The organism is Massilia sp. PWRC2, assembly GCF_049896725.1.
Taxonomy (GTDB): Bacteria; Pseudomonadota; Gammaproteobacteria; order Burkholderiales; family Burkholderiaceae_D; genus JAFCUW01.
The window spans coordinates 20250-34359 of record NZ_JAFCUW010000009.1 but is presented as its reverse complement, the minus strand read 5'-3'; the positions used below and the strand labels follow the sequence as shown (position 1 = coordinate 34359).

The 14110-nt window shown below is 63.0% G+C and carries 14 protein-coding genes; 5 read left to right on the top strand and 9 right to left on the bottom strand.

The features are described 5' to 3' along the window. Positions 1 to 4: 4 nt before the first annotated feature. Complete coding sequence (locus ACP7BZ_RS17225) at positions 5 to 967, bottom strand: helix-turn-helix domain-containing protein (protein WP_426115369.1); 963 nt, start codon at positions 965 to 967, stop codon at positions 5 to 7. A gap of 131 nt (positions 968 to 1098) precedes the next feature. Between ACP7BZ_RS17225 and ACP7BZ_RS17220 the strand changes: the two genes are divergently transcribed. After that, a complete protein-coding gene (locus tag ACP7BZ_RS17220; RefSeq protein WP_426115367.1) occupies positions 1099 to 1635 on the top strand; it encodes a DUF2058 domain-containing protein in 537 nt (178 codons plus the stop codon). A gap of 291 nt (positions 1636 to 1926) precedes the next feature. Here ACP7BZ_RS17220 and hpaR read toward each other — a convergent pair whose 3' ends face one another. Then, complete coding sequence (gene hpaR, locus ACP7BZ_RS17215; RefSeq protein ID WP_426115365.1) at positions 1927 to 2391, bottom strand: homoprotocatechuate degradation operon regulator HpaR; 465 nt, start codon at positions 2389 to 2391, stop codon at positions 1927 to 1929. Positions 2392 to 2515: 124 nt separating this feature from the next. Here hpaR and ACP7BZ_RS17210 point away from each other — a divergent pair, with 124 nt between their 5' ends. After that, positions 2516 to 3454, top strand: coding sequence for a bestrophin family protein (locus tag ACP7BZ_RS17210; protein WP_426115363.1), 939 nt, complete (start codon positions 2516 to 2518; stop codon positions 3452 to 3454). A gap of 15 nt (positions 3455 to 3469) precedes the next feature. On the opposite strand, the gene ACP7BZ_RS17205 is transcribed toward ACP7BZ_RS17210, so the two are convergent. From ACP7BZ_RS17205 to ACP7BZ_RS17185, 5 genes are all read right to left on the bottom strand, one after another. Continuing rightward, positions 3470 to 4582, bottom strand: a complete 1113-nt coding sequence (locus ACP7BZ_RS17205; RefSeq protein ID WP_426115361.1) for an ABC transporter ATP-binding protein — start codon at positions 4580 to 4582, stop codon at positions 3470 to 3472. 55 nt (positions 4583 to 4637) lie between these two features. Further along, a complete protein-coding gene (locus ACP7BZ_RS17200; RefSeq protein WP_426115359.1) occupies positions 4638 to 5495 on the bottom strand; it encodes a carbohydrate ABC transporter permease in 858 nt (285 codons plus the stop codon). Beyond that, positions 5492 to 6376 carry a carbohydrate ABC transporter permease gene (locus ACP7BZ_RS17195; protein ID WP_426115357.1) on the bottom strand — a complete coding sequence of 295 codons (885 nt, stop codon included), beginning with the start codon at positions 6374 to 6376 and terminating at the stop codon, positions 5492 to 5494. The genes ACP7BZ_RS17200 and ACP7BZ_RS17195 overlap by 4 nt, the downstream gene beginning before the upstream one ends. Positions 6377 to 6452: 76 nt before the next feature. Next, positions 6453 to 7694: an ABC transporter substrate-binding protein gene (locus ACP7BZ_RS17190; protein ID WP_426115355.1), complete on the bottom strand. Its 1242-nt coding sequence runs from the start codon at positions 7692 to 7694 to the stop codon at positions 6453 to 6455. 115 nt (positions 7695 to 7809) lie between these two features. Further along, the gene (locus tag ACP7BZ_RS17185; RefSeq protein ID WP_426115353.1) at positions 7810 to 9057 is read right to left on the bottom strand and encodes a maltoporin; all 1248 of its coding nucleotides are present in this window, start codon (positions 9055 to 9057) and stop codon (positions 7810 to 7812) included. A gap of 416 nt (positions 9058 to 9473) precedes the next feature. Here ACP7BZ_RS17185 and ACP7BZ_RS17180 point away from each other — a divergent pair, with 416 nt between their 5' ends. From ACP7BZ_RS17180 to ACP7BZ_RS17170, 3 genes are all read left to right on the top strand, one after another. Continuing rightward, on the top strand, positions 9474 to 10763 hold the full coding sequence (locus tag ACP7BZ_RS17180) for an ABC transporter substrate-binding protein (protein WP_426115351.1): 1290 nt from the start codon (positions 9474 to 9476) through the stop codon (positions 10761 to 10763). 63 nt (positions 10764 to 10826) lie between these two features. Further along, on the top strand, positions 10827 to 11534 hold the full coding sequence (locus tag ACP7BZ_RS17175) for a response regulator (RefSeq protein ID WP_426115349.1): 708 nt from the start codon (positions 10827 to 10829) through the stop codon (positions 11532 to 11534). Next, entirely contained in the window at positions 11527 to 12984 is a 1458-nt protein-coding gene (locus tag ACP7BZ_RS17170; protein ID WP_426115347.1) for an ATP-binding protein, read from the top strand. The genes ACP7BZ_RS17175 and ACP7BZ_RS17170 overlap by 8 nt, the downstream gene beginning before the upstream one ends. 3 nt (positions 12985 to 12987) lie before the next feature. On the opposite strand, the gene ACP7BZ_RS17165 is transcribed toward ACP7BZ_RS17170, so the two are convergent. Together ACP7BZ_RS17165 and ACP7BZ_RS17160 are read right to left on the bottom strand one after the other, a co-directional pair. Further along, positions 12988 to 13806, bottom strand: a complete 819-nt coding sequence (locus ACP7BZ_RS17165) for a hypothetical protein (protein ID WP_426115345.1) — start codon at positions 13804 to 13806, stop codon at positions 12988 to 12990. Between the two features lie 4 nt (positions 13807 to 13810). Further along, a complete protein-coding gene (locus ACP7BZ_RS17160; RefSeq protein WP_426115343.1) occupies positions 13811 to 14101 on the bottom strand; it encodes a hypothetical protein in 291 nt (96 codons plus the stop codon). Positions 14102 to 14110 lie beyond the last annotated feature (9 nt).

Genomic DNA, 14110 nt, shown 5'->3' with positions numbered 1-14110 from the left:
GCTCTCAGCGCTTCTTGACCGGCAGCGCCAGCCAGCCCTGCCACAAGCCGGCGCCGTCGCGTTCGACTTTCTGGATGTGCGGGCGGGTGCTGTCGAGGCGCCACAGGGCTTGCTGTTCCAGCCAGTCTTCGTAGATCGAGCGAAAGCGCGGCCACTCGCCGTGAAAATCGAGGATCGCATACTCGCCCGCCGGCAGCAGGCGCAGGCCCAGGTTGGGGTCGGCCACGTCAATGCCGGCGACACCGAAGTCGTAGCAGTATTCGCGCTCGCCGGTAAAGCCGGGGTCTTCATCGAAGACGCCATAAAACGCCGTGCTGGTGGGCGCGCCATCGATGCTTTCGCGCTCGCTGATAAAGACGTTGCAGGCGATCGACAGGGCGGCGCCCGACTGGCCGAAAAAGCGCTGATAGCGTAGTGATACGGCGGGCAGCGCGCGTACGCGGATGCGCGCGGCCACGCTGCCCGGCGCCGGTGCGCGGTAGGGCGCCAGGATCACGGCCAGGTTGTCGGGTTCAGCGACGAAAAAACTGACATCGCTTTCGCGGCCCACCTGCTGGTCCATGTAGGTGCGCCAGCCACCGTCGCGCCAGGCCTTGGCCGACATGGCGAACTGCTGCTTGAAAGCCTTGGCAAAGGCGGCGTTGGAGGGAAAGCCGCAATCCTGGGCGATGCGCATGACAGCGACATCGGGTTCATGGCGCAGCAGGTGGGCGGCGCGGCGCAGGCGCCGTTTGCGCTGGTATTCGACGGCGGAAAAGCCGGTCAGCTCGCGAAAGATGCGGTCGAAGTGGAACGACGAATAACTGGCCGACGCCGCCAGCGTCTCGAGCGCCAGCGGGTCTCCTACCGAGTCGAGCATCAGGTCCATCACTTCGCACAGGCGCGACACCCGCGCGCTGGCCTTCACCGCTCCCTTGCGCGGGGGGCGCGGCGCAGAGAGCAGGTCGGGCACAGGGTAAGAGGACATCGTTGCGATCGCTGGGCAAGGTGCGCCAATTATGGCGCAAATGGCATCGCTTGGCGACTTCCCTGGCAATGGCGTGCTACAAATTTGCTATGCTGTCGACTGCCCACGGGGGCGTTTTATTGGAGCAGAACATGGTGTCCTTGCACGAGCAGTTACTCAAAGCCGGTCTGGTAGACAAAAACAAGGTCAAGCTCGCTGCGCAAAAGCAGCAGCAACAAAAAAAAGTCGAGCGCCGCAGCGGTGTCGAGGGGGTCGACGAAGTGCGCGCCGCCGCCCTCGAATTACAGCGTAAAAATGCCGAGAAGGCGCGCGAAGCGAATGCCCAGCGCGACGCTGCCGCCAATCAAAAAGCCATCCTGGCGCAGATCGCCCAGCTGGTCAGTAAAAACCGCCAGTCCAAGGGCAACGGCGACATCGCCTATAACTTCACCCATGGCAGCAAGATCGAACGGATCTATGTGTCGGCCGCCGTGCGCGACCATCTGACGGCCGGCCGCCTGGTGATCGTGGTGCTGCAAGCGGTGGTGGAACTGGTGCCGCGCGTGATTGCTGACAAGATCGCCGAACGCGATGCTGCGCTGGTGGTGCGGGTCAATAAAACGGCAGCGCCGGTGGAAGAAGACGATCCCTACGCGGCTTACCAGATTCCCGATGATTTGATGTGGTGAGGCGCGCCTCAACCACCGCCATGACGGCGTTTCCGCCCTGCCGTGCCGTCGTACTGTATGCGCCCTCGCGCCGTGTCCTGAAGGTGTCGTTTGGCGCGCTTGACCAACGTTCTCCAACGTGAAATAGCGAACTGACCAGCTGTGGTGCAGGCACCATGATTGTGCCTAACACATCTTATCAACCGCACTCGGAGAACCATCATGGGAAAATATTTTTTGGCGTGGATTTTGGGCGTGCCGGCGATCGTGCTGGCGCTGATCTTTTTCTTCTTTCACTAACAGGCGCGAACATCATTCGCGCGGCGGCAGCAGCACCCGTTGCACGGGGCCGGCCTGGGCGCGGAGAAAGCTGCCCAGCGCCGCTGACAGCGCCTCCAGCGCAGCGCTGCCGCAGACTTGTTCAAGATAGTGGTATTGCGCTTCGATCAGCGGCGCCATCTGGTCGATCAGGGCGTCGCCGGCCGCCGACAGGCCGATCAGCACGCGGCGCTGGTCGGCTTCTACCGCGCTGCGCTGCAGTAAGCCGGTCTCTTCCATCCTTGCCAGAATGCCGGCCATGCTGCTGCTGTGGATCTGGCACAACGTGCACAGCTCGCGCGGCTCGAGCTGGACCTGCTCGTCGAGCGCACGCAGGATGCGCCACTGCTGCTCGGTCAAATTGAAATGCTGGAGGATGGGACGGAAGTGCGCCATCAGCGCGTCACGCGCATTGAGCAATTGTTGCGGCAGGTTGCGATGGGTAAAGCGCTTGGGCACGAACACTCCTGTTAGTAGGGATCAGAGGGCAGTATGGCTTGACTTACCAGGATGCTAGTGATTAAATCACTCACATGCTAGTAAATGTTACTCCCATCAACGTCAACCGATCCGAAAGAACCACATGATAGTGCGCGACCGGCCTTCCGGGGCCAGCCTGTTTCTCGCACTGCACGGCTCGGTATTGCCGCGCATCCTGCCTGCGCTGCTCGTCAATATCGCCATTGCCACCCTGGTCACCTGGTCGCACGGCGACCTGTTCCAGCTGAAAATCACGCTGACGACGATTCCGTTCACCCTGATCGGCCTGCCGCTGTCGATTTTTCTCGGTTTTCGCAACAATGCCGCTTATGACCGCTTTTGGGAAGGCCGCAAGCTGTGGGGTGAACTGTTGCTACGCAGCCGCAACATGGCGCGCCAGTGCCTGAGCCTCATCGATCCCCGCGCGCTGCCAGCGGGTGCAGCGCAGCTGGGCGATGTGCGCGTGCGCCTGCTGCACCGCACCATTGCCTTCAATCACACGGTGCGCCAGTTGCTGCGCGAATTGCCGCCCGATGGCGCCGTGCAGGCCTGCCTGCTGCCAGACGAATGGCAGCGCTTGCAAAGCGCCCCGCACAAGCCCGATTTCCTCATGCAGCAGATGGGCCAGGACCTGGGGCTGTGCATCCGGGACGGCCGCATCGATCCCTGCCTGGCGGCCTCGATTGATAGCACGCTGTCGGCGCTGACCTCGGCCGCCGCGTCCTGCGAGCGCATCCGCAACACCCCGGTACCATTTTCTTACACGCTGCTGCTGCACCGTACTGCCTACCTGTACTGTTTCCTGCTGCCGTTTGGCCTGGTCGACTCGATCGGCTTCATGACGCCGTTCGTGGTGGCCATCGTCGCGTATACCTTTTTTGGTCTCGATGCCCTCGGCGACGAGATCGAAGAGCCGTTTGGCCTCGATTCGAACGACTTGCCGCTCGACGCCATTTGCCGCGCCATTGAAATCGAGGTGCGCGCGGCGCTGGGGGAAGCGGGACCGGCGCCGCTGCAACCGGTCAACTTTTGCCTGACCTGACCGTGCACCCCTGTCTTAGACGAGGCGCTCGCCGCTGGCCGGATCGAACAGCGTGGCTTTCGACAGGTTGAACGACAGCGCCATGCTTTGCCCCGGCGAGACCGCTTCGCGCGGGTGGGCGCGGCAGGTGACGGCGGCGCCGTTCATGGTGGTGGTGAGCAGGGTATCGGGGCCGGTCGGCTCGACCAGGTCGATTAGGCAGTCGAGTTCCTGGCCGTTGACGCCGTGGGCGGTGCCCAGATCGGTGATTTGTTCCGGACGGATACCCAGAATGACGGCGCTGCCGACGTGGCGCGCCAGCCGCGCTGCATCGAAGGGTAAACGCAGCTGCATGCTGCGGCCACCATTTTCCAGCGTGACGTAAGGGGCGCCGGCCCCATCGATGGCGAGCGTGGCGTGAATAAAATTCATCGACGGCGACCCAATGAAGCCGGCCACGAACAGGTTGGCGGGGTTGTCGTAAATGTCTTGCGGAGTGCCCAGTTGCTGCACCACGCCGTCTTTCATCACCGCGATCAGGTCGCCCATCGTCATCGCTTCGATCTGGTCGTGGGTGACGTATACGATGGTCGACTTGAGGCGCTGGTGCAGGCGCTTGATTTCGGCGCGCATTTCCACGCGCAGCTTGGCGTCGAGATTTGACAGCGGTTCATCGAACAGGAACAACGACGGCTTCCTGGCAATTGCCCGGCCCATCGCCACGCGCTGGCGCTGGCCGCCCGACAGCTGGGCTGGCCGGCGGTCCAGCAAATGGGTGATCTGCAAGGTTTGCGCCACCCGTTCGACGATCTCCTGCTGTTCCTGCTTCGGTACTTTTTTGACGCCCAGGCCGAACGCAATGTTCTGGCGCACCGTCATCGACGGGTACAGCGCGTACGACTGGAACACCATGGCGATGTCGCGGTCCTTCGGCTGCAACGCATTGACGACGCGATCGCCGATGCGAATTTCGCCCGAGGTGACGCTCTCCAGACCGGCGATCATGTTCAGCAGGGTCGATTTGCCCGAGCCGGAGCCGCCCACCAGGATCAGGAACTGGCCATCCTTGACTTCAATGTCGATGCCCTTGAGCACTTCGACGCCATTCGTGTAGACCTTGCGGATCTGTCGGATCGATAAACTGGACATAGTATTTCCTTGATTCTTGAAGCGTTCGAACAAGCGTACTGACGTACTTACTTGATTAACCTTTGACTGCGCCGGCCGTCAGCCCACGCACAAAATAGCGGCCGGCGACCAGGTACACCAGCAAGGTCGGCAGGGCAGCGATGATGGCCGCTGCCATGTTGACGTTGTGTTCCTGCACCCCGGTCGAGGTATTGACCAGGTTGTTCAAGCCCACCGTGATGGGTTGCGCTTCGCCGCTGGCAAACACCACGCCAAACAGAAAGTCGTTCCAGATCTGGGTGAATTGCCAGATCACGCACACCACAAAAATCGGTCCGGAAATCGGCAGCACCACCTTGCGGAAAATGAGGAAAAAGCCGGCGCCATCGATGCGCGCCGCCTTGATCAGCTCTTCCGGCACGCCGACGTAGTAATTGCGGAAGAACAGGGTAGTGAAGGCCGTGCCATACACCACGTGGACGAACACCAGGCCGGTGGTGGTGTTGGCCAGGCCGAACTGGCCCAGCAGGCCTGCCATCGGCAGCAATACCACCTGGAAGGGAATGAAGCAGCCGACCAGCAGCATGGTAAACAGCGTGTCGGAGCCGCGAAAGCGCCAGTGGGCGAAGACGTAGCCGTTGAAGGCGCCCAGCAGGGTGGAGATGGCCACCGCCGGGATCACCATCTTGATCGAGTTCCAGAAGAACGGCTGCAGGCCGTCGCAGGTGGTGCCGGTACAGGCAGACGACCAGGCGCGCCGCCATGCTTCGGTGTTGACGCCGTGCGGCAGCGATAGCAGGTTGCCGCTGCGGATTTCATCGAGCGTCTTGAACGAGGTCGACAGCATGACGTAGAGCGGCGCGATGTAATACAGCACGAACAGCGCCAGCAGCAGGTACAACACCAGGCGGGCAGGGGTGAGAGTGGCTTTCATCGCATGGCCTTGTTGCTGCGCGCTTCGAGATACATCAGGGGCACCAGCACGGCGACGATGGTGGCAAGCATCATCATGGCCGACGCCGATCCCAGTCCCAGCTGGCCGCGGGTGAAGGAAAACTGGTACATGAAAATGGCCGGCACCGACGACGCGTTGCCGGGGCCGCCCGCAGTGAGGGCAATGACCAGGTCAAAACTTTTGATGGCAATGTGCGACAGGATCAGCAGCACGCTGAAAAACACCGGGCGCATGGCGGGGATAACGATGCGGCGGTAAATGGTGGGCAGAGAAGCGCCGTCGACCTGGGCCGCCTTGATGATGTCGTCGTCGATGCCGCGCAGGCCCGCCAGAAACAGCGCCATGACAAAGCCGGACGATTGCCACACGCCGGCGATGACGACCGTATAAATGGCCATGTCGGCATTGACCAGCCAGTCGAAGTGGAACGAGGTCCAGCCCCAGTCATGCATCACCTTTTCCAGCCCCAGGCTGGGGTTGAGCATCCATTTCCAGGCAGTGCCGGTGACGATGAAGGACAGCGCCATCGGGTACAGGTAGACGGCGCGCAGGGCGCCCTCGGCGCGGATTTTCTGGTCGAGCAGGATGGCCAGGAACAGGCCGATGGCCACGCTAAAACCGATGAACAGGGTGCCGAAGATGCCCAGGTTGGCCAGCGAAGTCCACCAGCGTTCATTGTCGAACAGGGTGATGTACTGGCCCAGGCCGGCGAATTCGAAGTTGGGCATCATGCGCGATTCGGTCAGCGACAGATACCCGGTGAGGAAGATGAAACCGTAGACGAACAGCAAACTGGCGAGGAGCGTGGGCCCCAGCACCAGTTTCGGTATCGTCTTTTCAAACACATTTTTGAGCGACATGGTCATACCGGTGGAATTACATGGATCAACCAGGCGGGCGGCGCCAGTTGCGCGCCGCCCTGTTCGATCACTTAGATCACTTGGTCTTGGCTGCCTTGGCCAGTGCGGCCACGGCGTCAGCCGAGCTCATGGAAGTATTCATGAACTTGGCGATGACGTCGGAAATGGCGCCCTGGGTGGCCGAAGGAACCGCCATGCCGTGGGCCAGCGACGGCACCAGGGTGCCGCTCTTGCTGGACGCATCGAGGTCAGCCATCGACTTGAGCGCGCAGTCATCGAACTTGTCTTTCGAGACGCCCGAACGGACCGGGATCGAGCCCTTGTTCAAGTTGAACACCGACTGGAAGGCCGGGTTCATGATGGCGTTGGCCAGGGCGATCTGCCCTTTCTTGGCATCGGCACTCTTTTGCTGGAACATGGCGAAGGAGTCAATGTTGAAGGTGTAGGCATTGGCGGTCCCTGGTGCGGCGGCGCACAGGTAATCCTTGCCCGGCACCTTGCCGGCAGCGGCGAATTCGCCCTTGGCCCAGTCACCCATGAACTGGAAGCCAGCCTTGCCATTGATGATCATGGCGGTGGCCAGGTTCCAGTCACGGCCCGGTGCATCCTTGTCGATGTAGCCCTTGACCTTGCCGAGGGTATCGAACACCTTGACCATGGTGGGGCTGGTCAGCGCGCTCTGGTCGAGCGAGACCAGGGCCTTCTGGTAGAACGCCGGTCCGCCCACCCCCAGTGCGATGGTTTCGAACAGGGTGGCATCCTGCCACGGCTGGCCGCCGTGGGCGATGGCGATGGCGCCCGATTTCTTGATCTTTTCAGCAGCCTCGAGGAAGCCGTCGATGGTGGTCGGCACGCCGACCACGCCGGCTTTTTTCAGCACTTCCGGATTGGCCCACACCCAGTTGACGCGGTGCACATTGACCGGCGCCGCCACGTAATGGCCCTTGTACTTCATGACGTCGGCGACCACTTTCGGCAGCACGGCGTCCCATTTGCCGGCCACGGCCGCTTCATCGATATTGGCCAGCATGCCTTCGCGGCCCCACTCCTGGATCGATGGCCCCTTGATCTGGGCGGCGGTCGGCGGGTTGCCGGAAAAGACGCGGGTTTTCAGCGCCGTCATGGCGTTTTCGCCACCGCCGCCAGCCACGGCGAAGTCTTTCCAGCCATAGCCGGCTTCCTTGACGATGCGTTTGAGTTCGGCAGCCGACTTGGCTTCGCCGCCCGAGGTCCAGTAGTGCAGCACTTCGACGTCGGTGGCATACGCGCTGCTGGCGATCGCCAGGGTGGTCAGCGCAACGATGTGTTTCAGTTTCATCTCCAGACTCCTTGTTGGTGTTTTCTCATAGCCAGGTGAGATGCGCGACGTGCGACGTGCAACTCACCCGGCGGGGGGACCAGCTCAAGCGCCTTACTGCCCAGGCTTCAACGTATCAGAACCAGGTTTCCAGCTGCACACCGTAGGAGAAGCCGCTGGTGCGGCTGCCGTACACGGGACCGGAGTTGTTATTAGCATTGACAGCGCTGGTGGCTGCATCGTTCCATTTTCCGTAGGTCGCGAAGGCGCGCAGTTCCGGACGGTCAAACAGGCCAGGGCCGGCCGAGATCGACGGGGCGAAGGTGATCTTGGTCAGGCGCATGGCCGGGCCGTTCGGTACCGTCACGCGGTCGGTGCCCAGTTCCAGCGCCAGTTTGACATTTTTATGCACCGCGTACACGGGGCGCACGCCCAGCGAGGTCCAGGTCGAGGAACCGTTGGCATCGGACTTGTCGCGCTGCGCCAGGGCGACAAATTCCATGCCAAAATTGGTGCTTGGCTGGATCGCCAGGTCATTGAAGATGCGGGTGCGCGTCACATCCGAGCCCAGCAGGGTGCTGCCGGATGCGCCGATCCGGTCGCAGCAGGCGCCACCGACACCGGTGCCAGGGCCGACGCCGTATTGCACGCCGAATACGTTGTTGCCGCCCATGACTTTGGCCTGCTTGTGCAGCAGCGTGACCTGGTAGCCATTGTGGGTGTCGCTGCCGCCCTGGGCGGTGATCAGCGAGGTGGCGACGTCGAGCGTGCCGTCCGGATTGACGGGGATGTCGCCGTAAATCAGGTTCTGGCGGGTGGCCGAGGCAGCGCTGAGGACGCCGGCTGCATTGGTCTGGTTGATGTCGTTATCCTTGAAGAAGGCATAACTGAGCTTGCCTGGACCGACAGGGTACTGGTCGATACCGGCGCCGGTGCCGTTCATGTTGATGTACTGCAAGTCCAGCATGTGGATGTCGGGACGGTAGTAGTAACGCTTGCCCATCCAGGCGGTGCCGCCGTTGAGGAAGTCGAGCCCGCGTGCTTCGACGTAGGCCTTGGCGATGCCCAGCTTGGCGTCGCCGAAGTCCGATTTGGGGCTGAAGACGTCGGCCCAGATGGTGCCAAGGAAGGTGACGCCGTTGTCGGTCTTGACCAGCGCCTGGGTGTAGCCGAATTCGCCGTAAGCGTCGCATTCGTTGCCGAGGCGGTATTTCATGGTGTTGCCACCGAGGCCATAGCAGCTTTGCGGTCCTTTGACCGAGCTGCTGCCGGCGCCGGCGCGCAGGTAACCGTGAAAGCCGGGCTCATCGCCGGCGAAAGCGGAAACAGGCGCCAGGGCCATGGCCAGGGCGGCGGGAATTGCGGCAAGCATGATGATCTTCATGGGTCTCCTCGTTTATTATTTTGATGGTTTGTGTACAACGGACCAGAGACTAGCAGCGCAATCAATGTGACACCACTGGCGCCGGGTGCAGCCCCCGCATCAGCGCTTAAGTAATTGATTGTTATGAATAATGCGTATACGCGCCGCTGATGAGCGCTTACGTTTCCTTACATTCAAAATGTGCCGAAGTGGTGCAAACCTAAGCGTTGTCGGATCGCCACGCTGGTGCATGCCCCGCGTCGGTGCAAAAAGAGCGCTGTAACACTACGGCAGACAACATTACAAAACATTACACAGCAGGGCGGTTTGTTAACATGTCGGGCCCTGCCGATATGGGCTATAGTCACGCCTGACAATGACCCAAAAAGGGCGGCAGGCGCGCGGCAATTTCACAAGCCGCGGCGGAAGGGGACACTTTGCACAGATCAGATACGGCGCGTGGGGGCGTTTCGGTCGCCGCTTCGCGGCTGGCCCGGCTGGCCCTGCCCGTGTTGCTCGCCGCCAGCGCGGCAGCCCAGGCGCAGACCCTGCAAGTGCTGCACTGGTGGAATTCAACGAGCGAAAACAAGGCCATCAGCCTGCTTGGCGAACGCCTGCGCGACGACAATCTCGAGTGGAAAAGCGTGCTCATTCCGGGGGGCTCCGGGGTCGGCGCCAGCATCGTCCTGAAAAGCCGCGTGCTGGCCGGCCAGGCCCCCCAAGTGGCCCAGTTAAATGGCCCCGTCACCCAGGGCGAGTGGGCCGACCTGGGCTTGCTGCACGATCTGGACGCCGTCGCCGAGGCTGGCAAATGGGAACGCCTGCTGCAGCCTTCCCTGATGGCCATGGTGCAGCGGCGCGGCCACGTAATTGCCGCCCCGCTGGGGATTCACCGCATCAATACGCTGTTTTACAACCGCAAGCTGCTGGCCCGCTTCAACCTGGCGCCGCCGCAAAACTGGGCGCAGTTCGAGCGCGTCGCCACCCGCCTGCAGCAGGGCGGGGTGGCGGTGCTGGCGCAGAGCAGCGAGCCGTGGCAGATCGCCACGCTGTTCGAAACGCTGGTGCTGGCCGAAGGCGGCGCGCAGTTTTATGGCGACCTGTTCGTGCGCAAGGATGCGCGCTCGTTCGCCGATCCGCGCCTGGCGCAGGCCTTGCAGCGCCTGCGCGCCATGAAAAAATGGATCGCCGCGCCGCTGCAGGAACGGCCGTGGACCGACAGCGCGCGCCAGCTCGCCGAGGGCGGTGCGGCGATGATGGTGATGGGCGACTTCGGCAAGGGGGAGCTCAATGCCTGGGGCTATGCGCTCGACGGCGTGTTCGGCTGCGTGGCGGTGCCGGGGACGGCCGAGCTGTTTCTGTATGATGTAGACACCCTGGTGATGCTGGCGGGCGACGGCGCCGACCGCCGCGCGCAGGACAAGCTGGCGCTGGCAGTGACGTCGCCAGCCATCCAGGCCGACTACAACCAGATCAAGGGCTCGATTCCGGCGCTGCGCAATCCCGATCTGGCGAAGATGGACAGCTGGTCGCGCGCTTCGTGGAAGCTGTATGCGCGCGGCAGCGCGGTGCAGGTGCCGAGCCTGACGCACCGCATGGCCACCGATGAACTCACGCGCGACGCCATGGTGGGCGCGGTGCACCGCTTCTTCGTCACCGACACGGTCAGCGTGGCCGAAGCCCAGCGCCAGCTGGCGCTTATTGCCGCCGCCACCAGCCGAAAGTGATGCTGCGCCGAGCAGGCGTCGTCAGCGGCGCCGTGTAAACCATGAATAAAGCAGATTGACCGCATGCGCAAAATACTTATCGTCGACGACGACCAGAAAACCCGGACCCTGCTCAAGGCCTACCTCGAAAAGAACCAGTACGAGGTGCGGCTATCGCACAACGGCGAGAGTTTTCAGGCTGAATTTAACCGCCATGTCGACGAACTGTCGCTGGTGATCCTCGACGTCATGCTGCCCGATACCGACGGTTTTGCCTTGTGCAAGCTGGTGCGGCGCCGTTCGAATGTCCCCATCATCATGCTCACCGCCAGCTCCGACGAGACCGACCGCGTGGTGGGACTTGAACTGGGCGCCGACGACTACATCGGCAAACCGTACAGCCCGCGCGAACTGCTGGCGCGGATCAAGGCGATTCACCGCCGCACCGGCATGGAAAATGCGGCTAACCGTTTTTATCGTTTTGCCGGTTTTACGCTCGACACGCGCGAGCGCACCGTCACCGATAGCCAAGGCCAGCTGGTGCAGCTGACCGGTCTGGATTTTCAGCTGCTGCGCTATTTTGTCGAGCGCCCCGGAGATATCCTCGACCGCAACGCCCTGTGCGAAGAGACGCGCGGGCGCGATGCCGGCCCGCTCGACCGCGCGCTCGACGTGCAGATCAGCCGCCTGCGCCTGCGCCTCAATGACGCCGGCAAACAGCCGCTGTTGATCAAGACGGTGCGCGGCGCCGGCTATGTGTTCTCGGCCGAAGTGAGCGCCTCGCATGCCTGAACGGGCTCTCCGGCAGCGTTGGTCGCCGCTGCCGCAGTCGCTGCTCGGCCGCCTGTCGCTGGTGATGGTGGTCGGTGTGATGCTGGCGCAGCTGGCCGGTCACGCCATCTGGGCGCGCCAGCTGCGCGCCGAATCGGATGTCGAGACGCGCACCGCCGCCAGCCACCTGGCGCACAGTGCCAGCCGCGCGGTGCGGTATTTTTTGAGCTTGCCGCCGAATTACCGGCCGCTGGTGATCCAGCAGTTCCGCGAGATGGGCGGCACGCGTTTTTTCGTCAATCTGAATAATGCCCCGGTGGCCTTGCGCGGCATCGACGACAACCCGCTGGCGGCCATCGCCGTCGACCAGGTCGGCCGCGTGATGGCGCAAGACTTGCCGCATGTGGGACATGTACGGGTCGGCCTGGCCTGGCCCGACACCCTCACCGTCGCCAACGACGGCGCCCGTGTCGCCAGCCTGCCGGATAACTGGGTCCAGCACATCCTGCTGACGGCGCCCAAGCCGGCGCCCATCATGGTGGTGCAGGTCGAACTGGAGCCGGGCAACTGGCTGTACCTGGCCGGCTTGATGCCGAACCCGTATTTTCTTGACGCCTCCAACCCGATTTCGCTCGAACGCCTGCAGCCGCAGGTACTGTCGCTGCTGGCCGTGCTGCTATTGACGATCCTGGTGGTGCGCTCGATCACGCGGCCGCTCGAAGCACTCTCGCATGCGGCCGAGGCGATCGGCAATGGTGATAATGCGGCGCCGCTGCCGCAGACGGGCAGTCGTGAATTCGTCAACACCGCGCGCGCGTTTGCCGCCATGCGCGAGCGCATCGAGTGCTATCTAAAAGATCGCGAGCGCCTGTTCGTGTCGATCTCGCACGACCTGCGCACCCCCATCATGCGCCTGAAACTGCGCGCCGAACTGCTCGACGACGACGCCCTGCGCGACGAATTTCACGACGACCTCGATGATCTCGACATGATGGTCAAGGGCGCCCTGCAGTGCGTCAAGGACAGCGACATTTATGAAAATCCGACCGAGGTGCGGCTTGACGTGCTGATCGGCCGCATCGTGCGCGGCGCCCGCCTGGCGTCGCACGAGGTGGCGTTTGCCGAGTCGGGGCTGGCGGTGACGGCCAAGCCGCTGGCGCTCAAGCGGGCCATCGGCAACCTGCTCGACAACGCCCTGTTCTACGGCCAGCGCGCCGAAATCGCCGTCGCCGCGCACGCCGGCAAGCTGGAAATCCGCATCCGCGACCATGGACCGGGCGTGCCCGAGGAAGCCTTGCGCAGCCTGTTCGATCCGTATGTGCGGCTCGACCATGGGCGCCACCAGAACGCCGGCGGCATGGGGCTGGGGCTCGGTATCGCGCGCGACATCGTGCAAGGACACGGTGGCGAACTGCGGCTGGCCAATCATCCGCAGGGTGGGGTGGTGGCCACCATCGCGCTGCCCGCTTAATCGTTAGGGCGGCGCTGGCGTGCGCCCGGATTCGGCGCCTGCCATTGACGGCGCCTGCGTCAATCCGGCTTCGAATAGCAGCGCCTCGAGTTCCCTGCGCCGCAGCAGCCCGCGCGCGTCCGCGATGTTTTGCCACAGCCGCTTCATGCTGCGCAGACGCTGCGGCACCAGGGCGAAGCGGCGGGCGGCGACATCCTCGCGGATCTGCCGCATCTCCAGGTAACGCTCGCCCGGCAGCGCAAACAAGGCGCCACCGTTGTACACCAGCGACACCAGCGCGCCGAGGCAATCGCCATCGAGTGCGGCCGCATTCGGCAAGGCGCGCAGCGTCTGGACGATGGTCTGCTGCACGGTGGTTTGAAACACCGCCATCGCGCTGGCAAAGCCAATATCGACGGCAGCGAGCGGCGGCAGCAGCAGCGCGGCGCTCCCCTTGATGCCGCAGGCTTTGGCCAGCAGCGCGAGATTGGCGTCTGATGTGTGGCCGCGCCAGTCGGCCGCCAGCTGCAACGGCGTCACATAGCCGAGGTCATAGCCAATGCCGCAGGTGATGCCCGACTGTCCCCGCGGCCAGATGGGGTGGCGATAGCGCTGGTTATACGGCTGTTCGCCGCCCACTTCGAAGGCGACGATCAGGTCGATGGCACGCGCCGAGATGGACGGCAGCATGCCCATGGCCGTGTTCCCCTGCAGATCATCATTGGCAGCGGGGCTGTAGATGGTCAGCGTCAAGCGTTCCGCGTTCGGCGCGCTGTGCTGCAGATCGGCGCTGGCGCGCGCCTCGGCCAGCAGTTGATCGAACTTGTCCACGAATCGATCCACGATCTCATTTTGGACAGTAATGACTCGCTGCAGCGCTGCCGGCCGTGAGTACGATGACGATGGCGGGAACGACCAGGCCACTGATGCCGGGTACCACTTGCAGTACGTCTTTCAGCGTGGACAAGCCATTTTGCACTTTGGGCCACACCTCGCAAAATTCGGTCGGCGCCATCAACTGGTCTTTCGATGCAGCGATGATGCTGGTCAGTTCAGCAATCTGCGCTGGTGAGACGGACAGGCTGTCAGCCAGTGCATCGTCGTGTGCTGATGGACGGGGCGTGTTGTTGTCATTCATGACGTTCTC